Annotated in this window: 21 protein-coding genes and 4 pseudogenes; 17 read left to right on the top strand and 8 right to left on the bottom strand. The window is 61.7% G+C overall.

From position 1 onward, the window contains the following. Positions 1-5 precede the first annotated feature (5 nt). The 10 genes from K3555_RS17845 (at position 6) to K3555_RS17800 (ending at position 10,170) form a co-directional block, all read left to right on the top strand. Positions 6-1,202 (top strand): acyl-CoA dehydrogenase family protein, encoded by a 1,197-nt coding sequence (locus K3555_RS17845; RefSeq protein ID WP_259996726.1) that lies wholly within the window; start codon positions 6-8, stop codon positions 1,200-1,202. A gap of 14 nt (positions 1,203-1,216) precedes the next feature. Then, the gene (locus K3555_RS17840) at positions 1,217-2,347 is read left to right on the top strand and encodes an acyl-CoA dehydrogenase family protein (protein WP_260006485.1); all 1,131 of its coding nucleotides are present in this window, start codon (positions 1,217-1,219) and stop codon (positions 2,345-2,347) included. Positions 2,348-2,350: 3 nt separating this feature from the next. Further along, positions 2,351-2,776, top strand: a complete 426-nt coding sequence (locus tag K3555_RS17835; RefSeq protein WP_260006484.1) for a PaaI family thioesterase — start codon at positions 2,351-2,353, stop codon at positions 2,774-2,776. After that, entirely contained in the window at positions 2,773-3,552 is a 780-nt protein-coding gene (locus K3555_RS17830) for an oxepin-CoA hydrolase, alternative type (RefSeq protein ID WP_260006483.1), read from the top strand. The genes K3555_RS17835 and K3555_RS17830 overlap by 4 nt, the downstream gene beginning before the upstream one ends. A 10-nt stretch (positions 3,553-3,562) precedes the next feature. Further along, positions 3,563-4,567, top strand: coding sequence for a nitronate monooxygenase family protein (locus K3555_RS17825; protein WP_260006482.1), 1,005 nt, complete (start codon positions 3,563-3,565; stop codon positions 4,565-4,567). Between the two features lie 23 nt (positions 4,568-4,590). Next, positions 4,591-6,111: a class I adenylate-forming enzyme family protein gene (locus tag K3555_RS17820; protein WP_260006481.1), complete on the top strand. Its 1,521-nt coding sequence runs from the start codon at positions 4,591-4,593 to the stop codon at positions 6,109-6,111. Positions 6,112-6,287: 176 nt separating this feature from the next. Further along, positions 6,288-7,358 carry a C4-dicarboxylate TRAP transporter substrate-binding protein gene (locus K3555_RS17815; RefSeq protein WP_260006480.1) on the top strand — a complete coding sequence of 357 codons (1,071 nt, stop codon included), beginning with the start codon at positions 6,288-6,290 and terminating at the stop codon, positions 7,356-7,358. A gap of 61 nt (positions 7,359-7,419) precedes the next feature. Beyond that, positions 7,420-7,917 (top strand): TRAP transporter small permease, encoded by a 498-nt coding sequence (locus tag K3555_RS17810; protein WP_259958015.1) that lies wholly within the window; start codon positions 7,420-7,422, stop codon positions 7,915-7,917. Between the two features lie 41 nt (positions 7,918-7,958). Next, positions 7,959-9,299: a TRAP transporter large permease gene (locus K3555_RS17805; protein ID WP_260006479.1), complete on the top strand. Its 1,341-nt coding sequence runs from the start codon at positions 7,959-7,961 to the stop codon at positions 9,297-9,299. Positions 9,300-9,366: 67 nt separating this feature from the next. Further along, positions 9,367-10,170, top strand: coding sequence for an IclR family transcriptional regulator (locus tag K3555_RS17800; RefSeq protein WP_260006478.1), 804 nt, complete (start codon positions 9,367-9,369; stop codon positions 10,168-10,170). A 477-nt stretch (positions 10,171-10,647) separates the two neighbouring features. Here the strand turns inward: K3555_RS17800 and K3555_RS17795 are convergent, their stop codons facing one another. After that, complete coding sequence (locus K3555_RS17795) at positions 10,648-11,841, bottom strand: IS91 family transposase (protein WP_260005205.1); 1,194 nt, start codon at positions 11,839-11,841, stop codon at positions 10,648-10,650. Between the two features lie 12 nt (positions 11,842-11,853). Then, entirely contained in the window at positions 11,854-12,741 is an 888-nt protein-coding gene (locus K3555_RS17790; RefSeq protein WP_260005203.1) for a site-specific integrase, read from the bottom strand. 213 nt (positions 12,742-12,954) lie between these two features. Here K3555_RS17790 and K3555_RS17785 point away from each other — a divergent pair. After that, positions 12,955-13,431, top strand: a pseudogene (locus tag K3555_RS17785) (transposase); the annotation flags it as partial. Next, the gene (locus K3555_RS17780) at positions 13,412-13,621 is read left to right on the top strand and encodes a transposase (RefSeq protein ID WP_311199995.1); all 210 of its coding nucleotides are present in this window, start codon (positions 13,412-13,414) and stop codon (positions 13,619-13,621) included. The pseudogene K3555_RS17785 and the gene K3555_RS17780, both read left to right, overlap by 20 nt. 113 nt (positions 13,622-13,734) lie before the next feature. Here K3555_RS17780 and K3555_RS17775 read toward each other — a convergent pair whose 3' ends face one another. Then, a complete protein-coding gene (locus K3555_RS17775; protein ID WP_260006477.1) occupies positions 13,735-13,875 on the bottom strand; it encodes a hypothetical protein in 141 nt (46 codons plus the stop codon). 71 nt (positions 13,876-13,946) lie between these two features. Between K3555_RS17775 and K3555_RS17770 the strand changes: the two are divergent. From K3555_RS17770 to K3555_RS17765, 3 genes and pseudogenes are all read left to right on the top strand, one after another. After that, positions 13,947-14,090 (top strand): annotated as a pseudogene (locus K3555_RS17770) (transposase); the annotation flags it as partial. After that, positions 14,066-14,296: a transposase gene (locus K3555_RS25025; protein WP_409201664.1), complete on the top strand. Its 231-nt coding sequence runs from the start codon at positions 14,066-14,068 to the stop codon at positions 14,294-14,296. The pseudogene K3555_RS17770 and the gene K3555_RS25025, both read left to right, overlap by 25 nt. A 569-nt stretch (positions 14,297-14,865) precedes the next feature. After that, positions 14,866-15,489, top strand: coding sequence for a hypothetical protein (locus tag K3555_RS17765; RefSeq protein ID WP_260006476.1), 624 nt, complete (start codon positions 14,866-14,868; stop codon positions 15,487-15,489). Between the two features lie 157 nt (positions 15,490-15,646). Here the strand turns inward: K3555_RS17765 and tnpC are convergent, their stop codons facing one another. The 4 genes and pseudogenes from tnpC to tnpB form a co-directional block, all read right to left on the bottom strand. Then, a complete protein-coding gene (gene tnpC, locus K3555_RS17760; protein ID WP_260006475.1) occupies positions 15,647-16,867 on the bottom strand; it encodes an IS66 family transposase in 1,221 nt (406 codons plus the stop codon). A 51-nt stretch (positions 16,868-16,918) separates the two neighbouring features. Further along, positions 16,919-17,095, bottom strand: coding sequence for a hypothetical protein (locus K3555_RS17755; RefSeq protein WP_409201700.1), 177 nt, complete (start codon positions 17,093-17,095; stop codon positions 16,919-16,921). Between the two features lie 6 nt (positions 17,096-17,101). Beyond that, positions 17,102-17,728: pseudogene (locus tag K3555_RS17750) on the bottom strand (IS66 family transposase zinc-finger binding domain-containing protein); the annotation flags it as partial. A gap of 62 nt (positions 17,729-17,790) precedes the next feature. Further along, on the bottom strand, positions 17,791-18,084 hold the full coding sequence (tnpB, locus tag K3555_RS17745; protein WP_260006474.1) for an IS66 family insertion sequence element accessory protein TnpB: 294 nt from the start codon (positions 18,082-18,084) through the stop codon (positions 17,791-17,793). On the opposite strand from tnpB, the pseudogene K3555_RS17740 reads away from it, so the two are divergent. Next, a pseudogene (locus K3555_RS17740) lies at positions 18,074-18,620 on the top strand (integrase core domain-containing protein); the annotation flags it as partial. The gene tnpB and the pseudogene K3555_RS17740 overlap by 11 nt on opposite strands. A gap of 117 nt (positions 18,621-18,737) precedes the next feature. Here K3555_RS17740 and K3555_RS17735 read toward each other — a convergent pair. Further along, positions 18,738-19,430 carry a TetR family transcriptional regulator C-terminal domain-containing protein gene (locus K3555_RS17735; protein WP_260006473.1) on the bottom strand — a complete coding sequence of 231 codons (693 nt, stop codon included), beginning with the start codon at positions 19,428-19,430 and terminating at the stop codon, positions 18,738-18,740. 113 nt (positions 19,431-19,543) lie between these two features. Here K3555_RS17735 and K3555_RS17730 point away from each other — a divergent pair, with 113 nt between their 5' ends. Then, a complete protein-coding gene (locus K3555_RS17730; protein ID WP_260006472.1) occupies positions 19,544-21,181 on the top strand; it encodes an NAD(P)/FAD-dependent oxidoreductase in 1,638 nt (545 codons plus the stop codon). The last annotated feature ends 6 nt before the right edge of the window (positions 21,182-21,187 follow it).

Raw genomic sequence — 21,187 nt, 5'->3', positions numbered from 1 at the left:
AGGCGATGGATCTGAACTACACCAAGGAAGAACAGGCGTTCCGGGCTGAGGTCCGCCAGTGGCTGAACGACACCCTGCCGCATGAACTGCGCGAGAAGGTGCGGCTGGGCAAGCGGCTGGCCAAGGCGGACGTCGAGCAGTGGCACAGCCTGCTGAATGCGCGCGGCTGGCTGGCGCCGAACTGGCCGCGGGCCTATGGCGGCTGTGAATGGAACGCGGTGCAGCGCCATATCTTTGAAGAAGAGGCTTGTCTGGCCCATGCCCCGCGCAGCCTGCCATTCGGCCTGTCGATGCTGGCGCCGGTGCTGCTGGCGTTTGGATCTGAAGAGCAGCGCCAGCGCTTTCTGCCGCGCATCCTGAACGGGCAGGACTGGTGGTGTCAGGGCTATTCCGAGCCGGGCGCAGGTTCCGATCTGGCGGCGGTCAAGACCCGGGCGGTGCGTGACGGCGATCACTATGTGGTCAATGGCCAGAAAACCTGGACCACGCTGGGCCAGCACGCGAACTGGATTTTCTGCCTGGTGCGGACGGATCCGGATGCCAAGAAACAGGAAGGCATCTCCTTCCTGCTGATCGATATGAACACGCCCGGAGTCACGGTGCGCCCCATCGTGCTGATCGATGGTGAGCCGGAGGTGAACGAGGTGTTCTTTGACAACGTCCGGGTGCCTGCGGAGAACCTGGTGGGGGAGGAGAACAAGGGCTGGACCTATGCCAAGTACCTGCTGACCCATGAGCGCACCAATATCGCCGGGGTCGGTTTTTCAAACGCGCTGTTGACGACGCTGAAACATGTGGCCGGGCGGGTGGCGTCCGGCGGCCGGCCGCTGGCGGAAAACCCGCATTTCGCGGCCCGCATGGCGCAGGCAGAGATCGACCTGATGGCGATGGCCACCACCAATCTGCGGGTCGTCTCGGCTGCGGCCAAGGGGCAGGCGCCCGGCGCCGAAAGCTCGATGCTGAAGGTCAAGGGCACGGTGATCCGGCAGGAGCTAACATCGCTCTTGCGCCGGGCGATGGGGCCGGACGCGCTGCCGTTCCAGCCTGATTTCCTGGACGGCGGCAGTAATGCGGCGGCGCTGGGGCCCGATCACGCAGCAGCCGCGGCGCCTGCGTATTTCAACATGCGCAAGCTGTCGATTTTCGGCGGCTCGAACGAGGTGCAGCGCACCATCATCACCAAGGCCATTCTGGGGCTGTAACGGGAGCAGGCGACATGGATTTCAATCTGACCGAAGAGCGGATGATGCTCCGCGATACGCTGCAGCGGTTTCTGGCGGACAAGTATTCACATGAAAATCGTCGGGCACTGATTGCGGCGGGTATGCCATTTGATAGCGGGATCTATGCCGGGTTGGCCGAACTGGGCGTGCTGGGGGCCATGTTCCGCGAAGATCAGGGCGGTTTCGGTGGCCAGGGCTTTGACCTGACGGTGGTGTTCGAAGAGCTGGGCCGCGCTGGCGTGATCGAACCGGTGCTGCCCGCGGTTCTGGCGGGCGGGCTGATTGCCGCGTTTGGCACCGGCCGCCAGCGCGGACTGGCGGATGAGATCATTGCGGGAACCCATGTCGCGGCGCTGGCGCAGGGCGAGGCCGGGGCGCGCTATGACCTGAACCATGTGGAAACCACGGCTGCTGCCGAAGGCGATGCCATCGTGCTGAACGGCATCAAGACCCATGTGCTGTACGGTTCTGAGGCGCAGACCCTGGTGGTGTCGGCGCGGGAGGCTGGCGATGCGGCGGATATGGCAGGCATTTCGCTGTTTCTGGTGCCGGAAAACACCCCGGGCGTGACCGTCAGCAGCCACCGCAATATGGACGGCATACCGTCTGCAACGGTTGCATTGGACAGGGTTCGCCTGACGGATGCGGCGCGGCTGGGGGCTGCCGGAGAGGGGCTGGGCGCGCTGGAAGCTTCTGTTGCCCGCGGCCTGACTGCCCTCTGCGCCGAGGCGCTGGGGGCGATGGAGGCCGCCAAGGATCTGACCATCGCCTATCTGAAGGAGCGCAAGCAGTTCGGCATGCCGATCGGCAAGTTTCAGGCACTGCAGCACCGGATGGCGGATATGCTGATAGAGGTGGAGCAGGCGCGCTCGGCCGTGATTAACCTGGCGGGCAATCTGGATCAGCCGCGGGAGTTGCGCGAAGTCCACGTCAGCGCTGCCAAGAACCTGATTGGCCGCGCCGGGGCACTGGTGGCCGAGGAATGCATCCAGATGCATGGCGGCATCGGCATGACCGATGAATACGCGCTGTCCCATTTCGCCCGCCGCCTGACGATGATCGATCATCTGTTCGGCGACACGGATTACCATCTGGAGCGCTTCATCGCGCTGAAGGCGGGGTAAGACATGCCGCTGGTCCGTCCCGACAGGCCCCTGATCCCGCTGTTTGAGGCGATGGGCTACGGCATTGAACTCGACCCGGAGGCGGTTGAGGCGCATTGCGTGCTGGAGATTTCGCCTTTGCATCTGAACCGGCAGGGCAGCCTGCATGGTGGCGTGGCGGCAACGTTGCTGGATACGGCCAGCGGGATCACCGCCAGCCTCACCTGCGATCCGCAAGGGATCACCCCTTTTGTCACCCTGTCGTTGAACGTCAATTATCTGGCAGTGGCCCGCCAGGGGTGCGTGCGGGCGATCGGCCGGATCACCGGCGGCGGCAGCACAACCAAATTTGTCTCTTGCGACCTGCGCGACGGGGCCGGGCGGCTGATTGCGGCCTCCACCGGCGTTTTCAAGCGGGTGCGCGGGACAGCAGCTGAGGATGCGGGATGAGCGCGCTTTACCGGCATGAGGTCCGCGGTGGGACCCTGATAATCTGGAACTGCAACACAGGCATGCGCAATGCGCTGTCGTATGAGTATTACCAAGGCTTGCAGGAGGGTCTGGCGCGGGCGGCGCGGGATCCTGCGATTGCAGCGGTGATCCTGGCGGGCGCGGGCGGGTTCTTCTGTTCCGGCGGCAATCTGAACATGCTGAAGGAACGCCGCGCGATGCCCTATGAGGAGCGGCAGGTGCAGATCGGCAAGCTGAACGCCTTGACCCGTGCGGTCCGGGACTGCCCCAAGCCCGTGATTGCAGCTGTCGAAGGCGGCGCGGCTGGGGCTGGGTTATCGCTTGCAATGGCGGCGGACATGATCGTGGCGGAAGAGGGGGCGATGTTCACCCTGGCCTACGTCAAGGCAGGCCTGGTGCCGGATGGCGGCGCCACCTATGCGCTGACGCAGGCGCTGCCGCGGGCAACCGTGGCACGGATGGCGATGCTGGCAGAGCCGCTCAGCGCGGAGCGGATGCACCAGCTGGGGGCGGTGACGGAACTGGCACCCAAGGGGCGCACCCTGGCGCAGGCCGAAGCTTTGGCCGATGCGGTGGCCCGTGGCCCTGAGATGGCGATTGCGGACATCAAGGAGCTGCTCAACCAGGCCGAAACCGCCAATTTCGAAGACCAGATGACCCATGAACGCGATGCCATGGCCAAGGCCCTTGGCGGTGACGAAGCCCAGGTTGGCATCGGCGCCTTTCTCAAGAAAACCTCCCCAGTATTCCGGTAAGGAGACCGACATGATGCATACTTCTGCACTTCCGGCGATTTTCGACACGGCCGTGACCCGAACCTATGGCACCCGGCTGCCGGTTGTGGCGGGCGGCCTGCAATGGCTGGCCAATGCCGAATATGTATCGGCTGCGGCGCGGGCCGGGATTGTCTCGTTCATCACTGCCGCTAGTTTCCCCGAAATGGACGATCTGCGCGCCGAGATCCGCCGCTGCCGCGAGATGTGCGAAGGCAGGGCTTTCGGGGTCAATGTCTCGATGATCCCCAAGCTGGTGCCGGGCGAGAAGACCGAAGAGGTGTTCCGTCTGATCGCGGACGAAGGTGTGCAGTTTGTCGAAACATCCGGCCGCAGCCCCGAGGCGTTCATGCCCATCCTCAAGGATGCCGGGATTACCGTGCTGCATAAGGTGCCCAGCCTGCGCTATGCGGTGAAGGCGGAGCAGGTGGGGGTCGACATGGTGTCGATTGTCGGTGCCGAATGCGGCGGCCACCCCGGCATGGATATGGTTGGCAGCATGGTCAACGCAGGCCTGGCCGGGGACCGGCTGACCATCCCCTGGCTCATCGGCGGCGGCATCGGACACGGCAAGCAGATCATGGCAGCACTTGTGATGGGCGCGGCCGGCGTGGTGATAGGCACCAGGTTCCTGGTTGCCAGTGAGCTGACCGCACATCCGGATTACAAGCAGGCAATGGTGAATGCGAGCGAGCTGGACACGCAGCTGACCATGCACTCGGTGCGTAACACTGTGCGCAGCCTGCGCAATCAGACCACCGAAACGGTTGCCAGGCTGGAGCGCGACAATCCGGAGATCGGCATTCAGGAACTGCTGAAGCATGTATCCGGCAAGATCGGACGCCAAGCCTATGCCACTGGCGACGTCTCGCAGGGGCTGCTGTCGGCAGGCCATGCGCTGGGGTTTGTCGACAGGGTGGAGCCCTTTGCCGAAATTACCGCCCGGCTGGAGGCTGAGGCGCTGGCGGTCTTCGGGCGGCTGGGCCTGGCGGCGTAACGGCGCACGGGAGGAGGAAAGACATGCATAACCGCGTACACGGGCTGCTGCAGGCAGCCGCCGGGGCCCGCCCCGATGCTTTGGCGCTGATGGATCAGGATGGCCGCCGCCTGACCTGGCAGGAGATGTCCCAAGCGGCACATGCCGCGGCGGAGCAGCTGAAGTCCGCAGGCGTGCGGTCCGGCGACCGGGTGGTTCTGGTGTTTGAGAACTGCGCCGAGGTGATCGCGTTCTTCTATGGCGCCAGCCTGCTGGATGCATCCGCGGTTGCCATCAATGCGCGGCTGACCACGGCTGAACTGGACCGGATCTTTGCCCATTCCGATCCCAGTGCCGTCATGTTCACAGCCGCCTCTTCCGCAGCGGCCCGCGTCCATGCGGACTACTATGGCGCACAGGACGTGCAGGGTGCCTTTGGCGCGGCGGACCTGATGCCGCGCGCTGGCGCCGTGCCGGAACCGGTGTCAGAGGACGGGTGCGAACAGACCGCCCTTCTGCTTTACACCTCGGGCACAACTGGCACCCCCAAGGCCGCAATGCTGACCCACGCCAACCTTATTGCAGGGGCGGCGGCCTCAGCCGAGGTGCGGGGGATTCAGCAGTCGGATGTTACCTATCTGGCGCTGCCGCTCAGCCATATTTTCGGGCTTGTCACCATGCTGTCCGTCACCCTGGCGCAATCGGCGATGCGGATGGAGGCGCTATTCTCGGCAGAGCGTCTGTACCAGGCGCTGCAGGAGGATGTGACCCTGCTGCCCGCAGTGCCGCAGATGCATGCGCATCTGTTCAACTATGCCCGATCAGCCGGCAAGCCGCGCTATGACGCGGGCAAACTGCGGTTTGTCTCCTCGGGCGGTGCGCCCCTGGATCCGGCCTGGAAACGCGAGGCCGAGGCGTTCTATGGTCTGCCGCTGCAAAACGGTTACGGGCTGACTGAAGGCACGGCGGGTGTCTGTGCCACCCGCAACGCATTCGGCGATCCTGACATCAGCGTCGGACTGGCAATGGGAGATTGTACCCTTGAACTGGATCTGGAGGCGCCGGGCGCCACCCCGGAGGAAGGCATCGGCGAGATCCTTGTGGGTGGTCCGCAAATCATGAAGGGGTATTTCCGCGATCCGGTGCAAACAGCCGCAGCGCTGACAGAGGACGGGTTGTTCCGCACCGGCGATCTGGGCCGCTTTGATGATGAAGGGCGGCTGCATATTGCCGGGCGCACCAAGGAGCTGATCATCAGGTCCGGCTTCAATGTCTACCCGGTGGAGATTGAGGCGGCGCTAACCGAGCATCCGGATGTGGTGGTGGCAAGCGTGGTGGGCCGTACCGTTGAAGGGAATGAAGAGGTTCTGGCCTTTGTCAGCGCCGCCACCGGCAGTAGCGTGACAGAGGCGGAACTGAAAGCCTTCCTGCACGACCGGCTTGCGCCCTACAAGCGGCCGGCACGTATTATCGTGGCTACGGCCCTGCCTGCCGCGCCGACTGGGAAAATCCTGAAAGCGAAACTGATCGAGACCTTTGCCAGCGAGCTGGCGGAAGGCGTTTGATCTGCTGCGCCAATTTCTTGTCCTGCAGAGGCGCAGAAGAGGAAGTCCTGTTCTGCTGCGGGTCGAGTGCAGGCAGTCACTAGAAATTCCATTATGTGAAATAAAATTCTGGACAGAGCGCAAAAATTCCACATAGTAAAATGAAGCGAATGGCTTTCGAGGAGGAGATGCCAGTCATGGGAATGATCAGGAATATTCTGGGAGGGCTGACCATTGCGGCCTGTCTTGGCGCGACGGCGGTCTCTGGGGAGACCGTGATTTACTACGGCCACAGCGGCCCCGACCGGGGCACGGTTCCTGCCGCACTGAAATGGTACAACAGCCGTATTGGCGAGCTGTCGGCAGGCGATCTGCGGATGGATGTCCAGTGGGGCGGCGCGCTGTTCAAGGCAAGCGCGGCAGTGCAGGGGATCAGCGACGGGGTGGCGGATGCCGGGTCGATCATTGCAGCCTATTTCCAAAAGGAAATGGCGGCCTATTCGCTGGCTGACTTTCCCATCGGCGGGCCGAATGCCTGGGTCGCCATGCGTGCAGCCGACCGTCTGATGCGGTCGGAACCGCAGATCACCGAACATCTGGCCCGCCAAAACCTAGTCTATATCGGCACCTTCACCGCCTCGGCTGTGAATGTGGCCTGCGCCGGAGAGCCGATCCGTTCGGTTGAGGACATCAAGGGCAAGAAGGTCCGCGGCGCCGGCGTTTACGGCAAGGTCTTTGGCGAAATGGGCGCAACCCGTGTGAACCTGTCGGTCTATGAAGCTTATCAGGGGCTGGACACCGGGCTGATCGATTGCAGCCAGGGCTATGACTACATCGTTCCCTCGCTGAAATGGGACGAGGTGATCGACAGCTATACTGTCCTGAACTGGGGGCAGATCGGCGGCTACGGCATGTTCATGAACAAACAGGTCTTTGACGGCCTGGAGGCTGGCCAGCAGCAGGTGCTGATGCAGGCGGGCGAGGAACTGGCGGACCAGTTTGCCAAGATCGTGACCGGGGCCAACAGCAAAGCGATGAAGGCGATGACCGCAGGCGAGACCAGCCGCAAGATCGAGGTCATCGAGCTGAGCGCGGCTGACAAGTCTGCCCTGAATGCTGCGGCGGAACCCTTTATTGCGGATTGGATGGAAAATGCCCGCAGCGTTGGTCTGGATGCCGACCGGCTGATGGCGACCTATACCGCCGCTGTGGCTGAGTTCACGTCCGAGTTCGAAGCCAAGGGCTACCCTTGGACGCGCAGCAACTGATCAAGGCGGAACAGGGGCCGGGCGGCGGCAGCGCCGTCTGGCAGTACCGGGGGAGGACAAGATGCTGCACAGGCTGGAACGGGTTTTTGTGGATGTATCGGCTGCGGCTATCATCTTGCTGGCGCTGTTGATCTTTGCCGATGTGGTGGCGTTGAACCTGTTCAACAGCTCGGTGCCGGACACCATTGTCATCGTGCGCGAGCTGATGGTTCTGGCGATTGTGATGCCCCTGGCCGCCGCGACTGCGCAACGGGCGCATATCGCGGTGGAGTTTCTGACCAATCTGCTGCCGCCGCGCGTGTCGGGGTGGCTGACAGTGTTCGGCACCCTGTTCGGACTGCTGGCGCTGACGCCGATCCTGTATTCCGGCGGCCGGGAATTCCTGCATCAGTGGCAGACCGGCAGTGTGTTTTACGGCGATCTGAACCTGCCGCAATGGCCGGGGCGGCTGGCCTTTACCCTTGGGATTGCGCTGGGATGGCTGCGGCTTGCGGTGATGGCTGCCGGTGATGCGCTGACCCTGCTGCGCGGCGGCGAGATCGCGCTGCACAAAACCTGACATCCATCTGACATTCAACAGACCTGCCGAGGAGACTGCCCGTGGATCCCGCCCTGATCGGCCTTGTGGCCTTTGCCGTTATGCTTGTGCTTCTGGCCATCCGTGTGCCGATTGCCTTTGCCCTGATCGGCGTGGCGACGCTGGCGGCCTTTACAATCTTTGCGTTCCGCACCGGCACCTTCATGCCGGAACGGGCCTTCCGGGCAACCTCCTCGCTGGTCTTCAATAACTCGTTCGATCTGCTGCATTCCTTTGATCTGTCGATGATCCCGCTGTTCATCGCGCTGGGAAACATTGCCTATCGGGCCGGGATCACCACAGCTGTTTATGATGCGGCCAAGGTCTGGCTGCTGCGCCTGCGCGGCGGCATTGCGGTGGCATCGGTGATGGGCTGCGGCGGGTTCTCCGCCATTACCGGCTCCAGCCTGGCCTGTGCGTCGACCATGGGCAAAATCTGCACACCTGAAATGCTGCGTCTTGGCTATGACCCAAGGCTGGCAACCGCCAGCGTCGCGGCCGGGGGTACACTCGGCTCTCTGATCCCCCCGAGCATTCTGTTCATCATCTATGCGATCTTTACCGAGACCTCGGTGAACAAGCTGTTCATTGCCGGCATTCTGCCGGGGCTGCTGACGCTGGCGGGTTTTGTCCTGGTCATTGCCATGTGGATCAAGGCGGATCCGGCGGCGGTGCCGGCGCGCGGCGAGGCGGCCAGCTTTGCCGACAAGTTGGCGGCGTTTCGCAGGGCCTGGCCCGCGGCGGTGATTTTCGCAGTGATCGTGGTCGGGATCTACGGCGGCTATTTTACCGCCACCGCAGCAGCGGCGGTCAGCGTGGTGCTGACTGTGCTGATCGGACTGGCGCAGCGGCAGCTTGATTTGGCGGGCATCTGGCAGGCGGTACGGGAAACTTGTGTGCAAACCGGCGCAATCTTTTTTGTTGCCGCAGGGGCCAAGATCTTTGTCGCGGCCATCGCGCTCACGGGCATGGCCCCGGCGCTGGTGGACTGGGTGGCGCAGGCGCAGTTATCTACGGGCACGCTGCTGTTTGCGATCTGCGTCGTCTATCTGATGCTGGGCATGTTCCTGGATCCGATCGGGATCATGGTTCTGACCCTGCCGCTGGTGGTGCCGCTGGTGGAATCCTATGGGCTGAACCTGATCTGGTTCGGCGTCGTTGTCGTGAAGCTGCTGGAGATCGGCCTGATAACGCCGCCTGTGGGGCTGAATGTCTTTGTGCTGTCCAATGTTGTCGGCAAGGACGCCCCGGTGGGCATGGTATTTTCCGGCATCTGGCGGTTCCTGAGCGTTGATGTGGTCGTGCTGCTTCTGCTGGTGGCGTTTCCGTCGATCTCTCTGGTGCTGTCAAATGCGGTTCAGTAGTATCGGGGACCAGCGGACTGCGAATACCCCGCTCGGGCCGGACGTCCGCATAGATACAGGGAATACCATGCCAGCCGATGCATCGGACAAGAGATTTGCAAATACACTTGCGCGGGGCCTGACCATCCTGCGGGCCTTCCGCCCGACGGATGACGGTCTGGGCAACCTTGAAATCTCCGAACGCACCGGCATTCCGCGGCCGACGGTGTCACGGCTGACCTTCACACTGTGCGCGCTTGGGTATCTGACCCACGGGCGGCGGCACGATAAATACCGCCTTGGCCCGGCAGCGCTGGCGCTGGGGAACATCGCCGCGGCCTCATTCGCCTTTGTTGAGATCGCCTCGCCGGTGATGCAGCGGCTGGCGGATGAAACCGGCACGCTGACGGCGATCAGCATCAAAGATGACCAGCGGATGCTGCTGACCAGGGCCTGGCGGCCAGTGAACTCCTCGGCAATCTGGCTGGATGTCGGCTATCGGATGCCGCTTCATACTTCTTCCAGCGGCAAAGCGTATCTGGGTGCACTCAACGATGAGGAATTTGCCCGTTTTCTTGACAGCCAAGGCGATGAGCCAGCAGAGTTGCTGGCGGAATTCGCAGCAATAAGACTTGCCGCGCATAACGAGATCCTGGCTGACGGCTACACTCAGGTGAGGGGCGTAAGCCGGTTTTCCGAGACCATCAACGCTGCTGCTGTGCCATACCGGCCGTCTGATTTAGGTGAGCCGGTGGCTTTTCTGGCAAGTTCCACCTCAAAGCAACTTACTGATCAACGCATCTCTGACGAGGTTGGCCCGGCACTTGCCGAGGCTGTGTCTGAGGTCCGCAGGATGACCGGCCAACAGTCCGCTCTTGTGATGAATGAATAGGGCGTCTCGGGTCTAACCGACTCTGCCGGCGGAGTTTCGGTTTTCCGTCATTCCTCGCGGAGGGCCCGGAGCCATCGTTTGATGGCAGCTTCTCAGACCGCTTAGGACATTTGTGCGTTTTGCAGCATTTGCCTTGTTTGGTGAAGGTTTTCTGATGCGGGCCGCGGTGTGAGGGTGCGGCTTGGCGCGACATCGGCCCGCGTTGGAAAACCTCCCAAGGTGGAAGCCGCGGGACTCTTGGGGCTGTCTATGGGGAAAGAGCGCAGACGGCGGGGTCTGCGGTTGGAGCCAGCGGCCAAGCCGGAGGCATTCCGATGCCGGTTGGGATGCTCTTAACGGGGGCCTCCGGACAATTGCTGCGACGAAAGCGGCGTTTCGGCGTGGTTCTGAGCTTGCAGGAGAGTACAGGCGTAAATGGAGACAGCCGGGCGGCTGCGGATGCCCGGTGTTCACAATACCGGAATGACGGGCGTTTCGTCATGCCGCCTCCTTCCGCGGTGGCGCGCGCGACCGGGGTTTTTGCCCGCGCCGGAAGATCTCGATGATATGCATTGTTCCGCCACAGCACGGGCATGGCTCACGCAGGGTGAGCGGGAGAACCTCGGCGGCTTCTGGCGGTTCTTGAGCCGGGCACCTTGTCCCGAGCAGGGCACGGCACCGGGCGATGTTGGCCTTGCGCTGCGCTGAGGCGAGCAAGCCGTAGTGCCGGATGCGGTGGAAACCAGCGGGCAGGACGTGGATCAGGAAGCGGCGGATGAACTCGGGCGTGGCCAAACGCATGACTTTCTGCCTGTCGCCGCGCTTGATCCTGTAGTCCTTCCAACGGAATGCCACGGTGCCTGCGTCGGCGCTGACGAGGCGTGCGTTCGAGATGGCCACCCGGTGGGTGTACCGGCTGAGATAGGCGAGAACGGCTTCCGGGCCTCCGAAGGGCGGTTTGGCATAGACCACCCATTCGGACTTGCGCAAAGGAGCCAGCCACTCTGCGAAGGCATCGGCCTGCGCCAGCGGTTCCAGGTCGCCGAAGAAGGCCAGCTCCCCGGCGCGGTGAAGCGCCATCAGCCCCTCCAGAAACAGCCGCCGGAACAAGCGCGACAGGACCCGCACATGCAGGAAGAACCCGGGCTTGCAGGCAATCCATCTCGCGCCGTCCAGAGACAGGCCGCCACCGGGAACGATCATATGGATGTGGGGGTGATGGGTCAGCGCCGATCCCCAGGTATGCAGCACGCTGGTCATGCCCACCCGAGCACCAAGGCGCTTGGAGTCCGCTGCGATGGTCATGACCGTTTGTGCCGACGCCCGGAACAGCAGACCGTAGACCGCCCGCTTGTTCCAGGAGGCGATCCGGGCGATCTCTGCGGGCAGGGTGAAGACCACGTGGAAATACTCCACGGGCAGCAGGTCCTCGGCGCGGGCTTCCATCCAGTCGCGCGCCGCTGGCCCTTGGCACTTCGGGCAGTGCCGGTTCTTGCAGGAATTGTAGGCGATGTGGCGATGGCCGCATTTGGCGCACCCGGCCACATGCCCGCCGAGCGCTTCGGTCCGGCAGGCTTCGATTGCCGACATCACCTTGAGCTGGGTCAGGCTGACATGCCCTGCATTGGCCCGCCGCCACGCGGCACCATGGGCACGGAATATATCAGCAATCTCCAGCCCCGGGCGGGACACCCCAGTGCCCCGTCACTTCAGGCTTCGCTTGATTGTCTGATCCTGCAACTGCTCCAGCATCTCGTAGGGGCTGACCGTGTCACGGATCGTCTTGGTGGCGACATGGGTGTATTGGGCCGTCGTGCTCAGCTTGGCATGGCCGAGCAGCACCTGGATGACCCGGACATCGGTGTTGGCCTCCAGCAGATGCGTCGCAAAGCTGTGCCGCAGGGTATGCAGAGTGGCGGCCTTTTTGATGCCGGCCATGTTCTTCGCTGACGTGAAGGCGCGGTTCAGCTGCCGTGGCGACAGCGGGTTGATCTTCGGCTTGCCGGGGAACAGCCAGCCCTCCGGCCGCGCCTCGCGCCAGTAGTCGCGCAGCAAGCTCAGAAGCCCGGGTGACAGCATCACCTTCCGGTCCTTCCGCCCTTTGCCCTGTTCGACATGGATCAGCATCCGGTTGCTGTCGATATCGCCGATCTTGAGGTTACAGACCTCGGCGGCCCGCAGCCCCGCGCCGTAGGAAATGCTGAGCGCGGCACGGTATTTGAGCCCGGGCCCCGGCGCCGCCATCAGGATGTCCGATACCTCTTCAACGCTGAAGACTACAGGCAACCTCCTGGGCTGGGTGCGGAACTGCATGTAGCGCTTCATCTCCTCGCGCCCGCAGGTCATGCCGAAGAAGAATCTGAGCGCCACGATCCTGGCGTTGAAAGTCGCCGGCGTGACCCCTGTATCCGTCATGTGCAGTTGATAGGCGCGGAGTTCCTCCGGTGAGGCGGTATCCGGCGGGTGCCCGAGGAAAATGGCGAAATCCTTGACCGCCCGGATATGCGCTTTCTGCGCCTTGTCGCCCATCCCGCGGATGCGCATGTCCTCGATCATCCGCTCTCGAAGCGGGGTTGATCTCTCCTCTGTCATGGGAGCCTCCTGTCTGATGATTGAGAAGGGCTCAATCGTCAGGCAGAAATGCCGTTCCCCAAATGCACCACTGTCAGATCATCGCTGAACATCAGCCACCCGCGCCAATGCCGCGGAGCGGCTTCGTCCTCGGGCTGATTTTGTTGAAAAACCCGTGCTTGATCGGAGGGTAAGTGGCTGATTCAGTTCTCTCAAGGAACGGGAGGATTGGCGATGATGGGACCGAGGCAGGAAGCACAAGCAGCCTTATTCTACGAGTTTTCGCTGGAAGATCGCATCCCACAAGATCACCTTTTGCGGTCGATTGACCGGCTCGTTGATCTTAGCAGCGTCCGCGTGCATTTGGCCGGCTTCTACAGTCACACGGGCCGCCCATCCATTGACCTGGAACTCCTGATCCGGATGCTGTTGGTTGGATACTGCTTTGGCATCCGGCCCGAGCGGCGGCTATGCGAAGAGGTGCATTTGAACCTCGCCTATCGGTGGTTTTGTCGCCTTGATCTGACAGATCGCATCCCGGACCACTCGGCATTCACAAAGAACAGGCACGGTCGTTTCCGCGAGAGCGGCCTCTTGCGCCAGGTGTTCGAGATGATGGTCGCGCGCTGCAGGGAAGAAGGGTTGGTCGGTGGTCAGGGCTTCGCGGTCGACGCCAGCCTGATCAGTGCCGATGTTCAAAAGCGGAACTCGAGCAATCCGTAAGACTGGGCGGCGCAAAAAGGTCGAGATGCTCTTCGCACACCTCAAACGCATCCTCGGTCTGGGACAGCTTCGATTACGAGGCCCGTGCGGCGTTCAAGACGAATTCACCCTCGCAGCCACCGCTCAAAACCTCCGGAAATTGGCAAAGCTCAAGCCAATGCTGCCGGCCGCAGATTGAAGTGGCGGACAGGACTTCGGCATCTAAACGAAGTCAAAGCGATAGATCACACAGGCCAGGCAAAACCAAAGAGTTTTTCAACACAATCGGCTAACATAGGTCCATGTCAGCTCTTAAATGGCGGCGGTCAATTGAGGTGGGATACGACGGTTGCCTGCTCCCGCATCCAACTTTAGCGAACTTTTCGCATCGTCAATGCCCGCCTCTTCAGCGGGTTTTGCTTTTTTAAGCATGGCGATCAATTTGCCCTGCATGTCCAGAATGTGATTCTTGGTATCTTGATCGTATGAAACGACAACCCGATCCAGCAGCTCGTGGCCCCCGGCAGATGGGCGCGCGGATCGGAATGACCAGCGTTCTGCACACCTGGGGATCGGCGCTGACCCACCACCCGCATGTCCGCATGATTGTGCCGGGCGGCGGCCTATCGCCGGACGGCACCCGATGGATCTCCTGCAAGCCCGAGTTCATCCACCGCATGTGCTCCCCGATGGGTTCCACCGCATCCGGCACTACGGGCTGCTGGCCTGCGCGGATCGCAAGGCCAACATCGCACGCTCCCGCGGCATGCTCTTTCCGAGGTTTGGCATCGCGGGCCGACGCCCGCAGGCGCCCTCCCGCCACGCAGCGGCCGGCATCGGAAAACCGTCAGGAAGGACGAAGCGGCTTCTGTAATAGGGCGGTTGGTGTCAATTGGTATTTTTCACAACGGCAGTCGCGATATGGTTTCACCGCTCGCGTGATGAGGCCGCTGGCTCCTCGGTGACGTCAAAGATCGGAGCAGCGCCAGTCCGATGTGTCAGATCACCCAGTTTTGGGTCGCATGGGCGCCAGGGCCTGGCGAGGGGTTTCCCGGTGTCGAGATGATGCTTCTGTCCGTGGTCAGCGCCGTGGCTGCCACATGATGCCTGGTTCAAGGGCGGTTCCCGCGCGCCCATCTCGCGCGCGTGCTCGAATGCGATAATTCGTAAGCGGTGTATCCGCCCCGGAAATTGACTGGCCCGCAAAAAAATTGTTTTGCTGGCAGACATGCATCAGACCAACATTTCACTCAAAGGACGATTAGGCGATTCCCCATGCCGCAGACGTACCTCTAGGCGGCTTCAATAGCTCCAGAATGACCGAAGGGCTCTCAATGCAAACACTTCCTTTCCAGGCGCCGCCTTAGGCGCATGGCCGCCTAGCATCGCCGGACCTGTTTGCTGCGGCTTGAAGGCCCGGCAGCCTTCCATTTAACCCGTGCCATGCCTGCAAAGATGTTTTCGATGGAGGCGCGGGAGGACGGCGGTGCCCGGCTCGCGCTCAACTACAAGCACGCCGGCCGCAGTGGCATCCAGCGTATTTCCTGCGATCTGCCGCAGGCCGGTCTTTTGCAGCTGGTGCTCTTTGCGGAAGCGCTCAGCCTGCGCAAGCGTTTCGGAAATCCCTTTGCATCGGACGTGTCGCTCGATGGGCTTGAGATGTCCTACAACCCGGCGCAGCGGGAGCTCCATGTCGAGCGGCAGGCCGGCTATTCCAGACAGACGGCATGCATGCCGGTTGAGGTTTTTCACTCCGAGATGGCAGGCATGACCGACATTTGCATTGCCTGGGCCGAGGCGTCAAAACACGGGCCCACCCTGAAGCGCCTGCTGTTCGAATGCGCGGAACCGGCTGAACTTGAAAGGCTGCTAGGGCAAGACGAGGCCGATCTGGCCATGCACCAATTGCGGGAGATCGCTTTTCTGCTGCTGGTACAGGAAACCTCCGCCCGCGGGTCTGCGCTGGCCCGCCAATTGCGCGGGAAGAAATCGCAGGACCAAGCCCAGGAGGCGGTCAGCGGGTTTGTTCTGGAGCTTGCGGCTGAACTCGTCCCAGTTACTGCCTAAGACTGACCGGATGGGCGCAGGGTACCACGGATTTAGACATGAAGACTGTCGCCCCCATCGGGAGACCGTCCAGACACGGCTTTGGGCCGGAACCCCGCTTGGGGTTCCGGCTGTGTGAGAATGCGTCACCGCCCCGATTGGGGGCGGTGATAGCCTGTCAGTCGTCGATCCGGCCGACCGGGCAGTGCCAAGGCATCAGCTGGCCATAGTCCAACTCACCGCGGTTGCGCTCGATTTCCTGCACCACCCAGTTCAGGTAGCTGCGGGGGTTGACCTTGTTCAGGCGCGCGCTTTCGATGAGCGAATAGTAGGTTGCCCAGACTTCAGCCGCCTCATGGTTCCCGGCGAAAAGCGAGTTCTTCTTTGTCAGAGCAATGCCGCGGATGCAGCGTTCGACTGCGTTGTTATCGATCTCAAGCCGGCCATCGAACACGAACCGCTGCAGCCCGTCAAAGGCGTTGAGCGTGTAATTGATGGCCGTTTTCAGTTTCCCGGTGGCGTCATCCTGATGTTTCGTCAGGATGGCTTTGAGCTCGGTCAGGATGGGCAGGGTTTTCTCGAGGCGCAACTGTTCGCGCTCCTTCGGGGGCAGGCCTTTGGCCGCCTTTTCGACAGCATAAATCTTGCGGTACATCTGAATGACCTTGGCTGCCAGCTTGCTCTTGGTCGCCAGATGGGCTTCGAAGAACTTGCGCCGCGCATGGGCATTGCAGCGCACCGGCATCAATCCGTCATTCTCCCGGCTCTCTTTGAAGAGACAGTTGTAACCCGAGTAGCCATCGGTCTGCAGGAAACGGAGCGACGCGCCGGAAAGCAATTCCTCTGCAACTGCGCCGGCGCGGGAATGGGCATAGCGGTACACCACAGCTGGCCGGGCCTCGGGATTCCAATTGCGCTCATCGCGATTGATCACCCAGAAGTACCCGGTATCGCACTTTCCCTTTCCAGGCGCCTGAACTTTCACCGGAGTCTCATCCATTTGTGCGGTGGGACCAGCAAGCACATGCGCATGAAGCTCATCCTGGACCAGCTCCACGTGTTTGGCCAAGTGGGAAACACCTTTTTCGATCGTTTGGCGGGCCAGATTGATGTTGGCGTTCCTGAACCGCCGCGCTTGCCGGTAGGGCGGAATATGCTCGAAGAACTTCTGGCATGCAGCTTCGACTGCAAACCCCGGCTCCATGCCGCGTCCCTTCATGATGTAGTTTTTCGACTTTGCGGCCACGGGTTTGTTCTCCTTGCAGATCCCGCGGTTGCAGGCGCAGGTGTGGTATACGTCTTTCACCAGAACCACATGCTCCGGCACGATCCGGAAGCTCCCGGCACGTTCCTCGCGCTTGATTGACTTGAGATCATGGCCGCATGTGCCGCAGCTCATATCGTCGGGGAAATGATCAACGGTGATGACCTTGATATCCTTGGGTACTTTTCATGCGCGCTTACCCTTGGGTTTTTCCTTCGGATCATCGTCAAGGTCATCCTCAAGCGCGAGGCAAAGGTCATCTTCCGCAGGATCGTCGAGGTCTCTTTCCGAGCTCTGCCCGAAATGCTTCTGGCGCAGCACTGCCAATTGCTCCGTCACTCGGCGCAGATCGCTCTTGAGCACAAAGAGCCGGTACAATGGCAGGTGGTCATCGAACTTCGAGACCAGAACATGAGCCAGCAGACCCGGCCCGGCCATACTGCCGGGGATGGGGCGGCTCGGGGCGGCGGGCTGCACCATCTTCTCGCACCGGCGGCAGGACTTCTTCACCCGCGCGATCTGGATGACCTTCATCTGTGCGGCGACCATGTCGAGCAGCTCGCTCATATCCTCGCCGACCACGCGGAGATCGCCCCCGCAATCGGGACAGCAGGTGCCGGGATCAAGTTCACGGCGTTCGCGGGGCGTCTCGTCCGACACCCGCGGCCTGCGGCGGGGGCGCACCTCTGGGACCCCGGGATCGTTGGCAGGAGGCTCCACCCCCTGTTCCTCAAGCGGCTCGCTGCGCTGCTCGACGTCGGCGATCAGCAGGTCTTCCAGCGCGAGCTCAAGCTGGGCGATCTCCCTTTCGATCTTCTCTGATGACTTGCCGAAGGCTTGCTTCTGGGGCTTGGCAATCCGCAGACGCAGGGTCTGGACCAGCTGTTCATGGGCCTGAAGCGAGGCTGACATGCGTGCATTCTCCGCCTGAATAGAGGCGATCAGCGCCTTCAGAACGGCGGGATCGTTGGAGAGAATGCGGGCGTCATCGAACATGCCGATATCTACCATTCAGCATCCAGTATGGCCAATAAAACAAGGGGATTCAGGAGGGTGAACTACCCGACGCGCGCCGGTGGCGCACCCCAGTCCGGACGCCGCCAGTCGATCCCTTCCCAGAGCATGGCCAGCTGCGCCGAGGTCAGGCGAACCGCACCGTCCCCGCTGCTGGGCCACGGAAAGCGTCCGCGCTCCAGAACCTTGTAGTAAAGGCAGAACCCCTGGCCATCCCAATACAAAAGCTTCAGCCTGTCGCCTCGGCGCCCACGGAAGGCAAAGACGGCACCGCCCGCGGGCTTCTGGCGCAACACATCCTGGGCAATCGCCTGCCGGTCAATGGGTCGTGTCAGCACCTCGGCGCATGCCGGGTTCGTTCTCCCCTCTCGCACATGCTTCGCATGCGCCTGCCGGGCAATGGATGCTCTGGAGCAGGCTGTTCACGAGCGGCGGCCGACAAAGGCGATGGGGCTTGTTCATCACTCCGGCCGCCGTTCTCGGCGATGCTGGCATCGCCTGTCACGCAGTGGGTCAGCCAATACCTTTCGATCAAATACACAGAGCGGTTGGGCGAAGCCGGTATCGAGCCCTCTGCGGGCAGCGTTGGAGACAGCTATGAGTTCAAGCAGATCCGCGCAGCGGATCAAATGATCCGGGGGATCATTTGAAGGCGCAGAACGCCCTGGCCGAGACGATCAACGGTTTGTTCAAAGCCGAGGTCATTCACCGCCGCGGCCCTTGGCGCAACTTCGAAGACGTGGAATACGCAACGCTCGAATGGGTGGTTTGGTTCAACAACCGCCGCCTGCTTGAACCCATTGGGAACATCCCGCCGGCAGAAGCAGAGGCCCATTTCTACGCCGCTCTGGAAACTGAGGACATTGCCGCGTAACTAACTGAAATCAGTCTCCGGCAAACCCGGTGCGGTTCAGTTCAACGCCGCCAACTGGTTGAAGCCCATGGAGGTTCAAGCAGAAATTCTTTGACGCGAGGAACTCCTGTTAGGCTGCTAATTGCCAGTCTTTGCCTGGAAAGCCTCCGTATAATTAGGAAACAGCGTTTGCAGGAATGTCAGAGTCTGCTCAAGTGCCGCCTCACGCGTGTAAATGTGCGGAAACAAGTGCAATTTCTGCCAGTAACCATCGGTCAGCGTATCAATCCAGCCGCCAGTCAGGCGCGCCTTTTCAGGATCATCCGGCGCCAGCTGCCGGCAGATCTCGCTAAGGATTTTAGATCTCTTATCTTCAAACTCGCCAGTGATCTCGGCATATTGCGGAACAAAATTCTGCTCTCCGAAGAAGGCAAACCAGATGGCAAGCGCACTGGGGTTGCAGATCTTCGGGCTGAAATCCGCCTCGATGATCGTGCGCAGCCGGGGCGCGGGTGCAGCATCGGCCTTGTCCAGGGCAGCCTGCCAGTGGGCCTCGTAGGTCTGGTACTGATCCCGCAACGCTTCGGTCAGAATGCCGGTCTTGGACTTGAAGTAGAAGACGGCAACACCTTGGGACAGCCCGGCCTCATTGGCCACCGTCGCCAGCGTCGTTTTGGCAAGCCCATTGGCAACAATCGACTTCAGAGTCGCATCGAGAATCTGCCGGCGCCGCATGTCGGCGTTTTCCTTGCGTTCCTTGCGCGGCTTCCTGCCGCCGCTCTGCGATGCCACCATGAGAAATCCAAATGTCAATTTTCTTTCTTGTTCCACACTTCGCTGCGCCTGTCAGCCGGATTATTTTTATTTGAGCGCTCAAAAAAACTTTACGGCAAATATCTTCTCTACTAGTCTCCAGTCAGCAACAGTCGAACCAGGAGAAACTCATGGGGCAGCATGACAGATATGACGCCATCGTGGCAGGGGCCGGGCACAACGGCCTGACCGCGGCCTGTTACCTGGCCAAGGCTGGGCTGAAGGTTCTGGTGGTGGAAAAAAACGACTGGATCGGCGGCGCGGCGGTAAGCCGTTCCCTGCATGAGGGCTGGACGTACTCCAACTGCTCTTATGTCTGTTCGCTTTTGCGTCGCGAGATTGTGCGCGACCTGGAACTGCCGAAATACGGGCTGCAGGTGATCCCCTATGAGGGCGGTGCCAGTTTCAGCCGCGATGGCGATTACTTTGCCTACATGTCGGGCCATGACGCCCTGCGCCGGGAAATTTCCCGTCACAGCGCCCATGACGCGGATGCCTATGACCGGTTCAGCCAGACGGTGATCCGCCAGTGCCGCTTTATCCGGCCCTTCCTGCTGCGCAATGCACCGGACCCGTCGTCGCTGAAGCCGCGCGACATCGGCGAGTTGCTGTTCCTGATCAAACAGGCGCATGGGCTGGGCAAGAAAGAACTGGGCGAGACGCTGCGTTTCTGGTCGATGTCGATCGGCGATTTCCTGGATGAGCATTTTGAAAATGACCTGATCAAGGCGCATATCGCCGGCGCCGGGATCATTGGCACTGGCCTTGGGGTTTATTCACCCGGCACGGCTTATGTGCTGCTGCACCACTACATGGGCGATGTCGATGGCGCGATCGGGGCCTGGGGTTTTGCACGCGGCGGTATGGGGGCGATCTCCAACGCGCTAGGGGCCTGTTTCGAGGAGGCGGGCGGCACCATCGTCACCGGCTCCGGCGTCGACCGTTTCCTGGTGAACAGTGGCAAGGTCACCGGGGTGGCACTGGAAAACGGCGACGAATACCACGCTCCCATCGTGGCCTCCAACATGGATGTAAAGCGCACGTTCCTAAAGCATACCGGGCAAGAACACCTTCCCGAGGACTTCACCAAGGCAGTGAAGCGTTTCAAGATCCGCGGCTCCTCGGGTAAGCTGAACATCGCGCTGGATGCGCTGCCCGAATTCCCGGCCGCCCCCAAAGGCGCGCCCTTCTTGCGCGGCGATCTGCATTGTTCGGAGAGCCTGAATGAGCTGGAGCGCGCCTATGACGACTGGAAGGAGGGGCGCTGGTCGCAGAATCCGTATTTCGACATGCTGATCCCCAGTCAGATCGATCCGACCATGGCGCCGCCGGGCAAGCATATGATGACCGTCTTTGTGCAATACGCGCCCTATGATCTGGAGGTGGGCGGCGTGCGCGCAGGCACCAACTGGAACGGCCAGACCCGCGGCGCCTTTGCTGATTGCGTCTTTGACAAGCTGGAGCAGGCCTGCCCCGACATCCGCAGCAAGACACTGCACGCCGAGATCCGCACGCCTTGGGATATCGAGCAGGAGGTCGGTCTGACCGAAGGCAACATCTTCCAGGGCGAGCTGACCTTTGATCAGCTGCTCTTTAACCGCCCGGTGCCAGGCTACGCGCAATACGACACCCCCATTGACGGCATGTATATCGTCGGATCCTCAGCCCATCCGGGCGGCGGCGTAATGGCGGCGCCGGGCGCCAATGCCGCCAAGGAAATCCTGCGCAACATCGGCAAGGGCCGCGCAGTGACCGGTTACGCGGCGTGAGGAGCA

The sequence above is a fragment of the Leisingera sp. M527 genome, assembly GCF_025141525.1.
Lineage (GTDB): Bacteria > Pseudomonadota > Alphaproteobacteria > Rhodobacterales > Rhodobacteraceae > Leisingera.
This window is presented reverse-complemented; position numbering and strand designations above follow the sequence as displayed.

Coding starts and splice junctions, on each gene's coding strand:
- K3555_RS17845 (WP_259996726.1), top strand. CDS start 6: ATGGATCTGAACTACACCAAGGAAGAACAGGCGTTCCGGGCTGAGGTC.
- K3555_RS17840 (WP_260006485.1), top strand. CDS start 1,217: ATGGATTTCAATCTGACCGAAGAGCGGATGATGCTCCGCGATACGCTG.
- K3555_RS17835 (WP_260006484.1), top strand. CDS start 2,351: ATGCCGCTGGTCCGTCCCGACAGGCCCCTGATCCCGCTGTTTGAGGCG.
- K3555_RS17830 (WP_260006483.1), top strand. CDS start 2,773: ATGAGCGCGCTTTACCGGCATGAGGTCCGCGGTGGGACCCTGATAATC.
- K3555_RS17825 (WP_260006482.1), top strand. CDS start 3,563: ATGATGCATACTTCTGCACTTCCGGCGATTTTCGACACGGCCGTGACC.
- K3555_RS17820 (WP_260006481.1), top strand. CDS start 4,591: ATGCATAACCGCGTACACGGGCTGCTGCAGGCAGCCGCCGGGGCCCGC.
- K3555_RS17815 (WP_260006480.1), top strand. CDS start 6,288: ATGGGAATGATCAGGAATATTCTGGGAGGGCTGACCATTGCGGCCTGT.
- K3555_RS17810 (WP_259958015.1), top strand. CDS start 7,420: ATGCTGCACAGGCTGGAACGGGTTTTTGTGGATGTATCGGCTGCGGCT.
- K3555_RS17800 (WP_260006478.1), top strand. CDS start 9,367: ATGCCAGCCGATGCATCGGACAAGAGATTTGCAAATACACTTGCGCGG.
- K3555_RS17790 (WP_260005203.1), bottom strand. CDS start 12,741: ATGACAGAGGAGAGATCAACCCCGCTTCGAGAGCGGATGATCGAGGAC.
- K3555_RS17780 (WP_311199995.1), top strand. CDS start 13,412: ATGTTCAAAAGCGGAACTCGAGCAATCCGTAAGACTGGGCGGCGCAAA.
- K3555_RS17775 (WP_260006477.1), bottom strand. CDS start 13,875: ATGCAGGGCAAATTGATCGCCATGCTTAAAAAAGCAAAACCCGCTGAA.
- K3555_RS25025 (WP_409201664.1), top strand. CDS start 14,066: ATGGATCTCCTGCAAGCCCGAGTTCATCCACCGCATGTGCTCCCCGAT.
- K3555_RS17765 (WP_260006476.1), top strand. CDS start 14,866: ATGCCTGCAAAGATGTTTTCGATGGAGGCGCGGGAGGACGGCGGTGCC.
- tnpC (WP_260006475.1), bottom strand. CDS start 16,867: ATGAGCTGCGGCACATGCGGCCATGATCTCAAGTCAATCAAGCGCGAG.
- K3555_RS17730 (WP_260006472.1), top strand. CDS start 19,544: ATGGGGCAGCATGACAGATATGACGCCATCGTGGCAGGGGCCGGGCAC.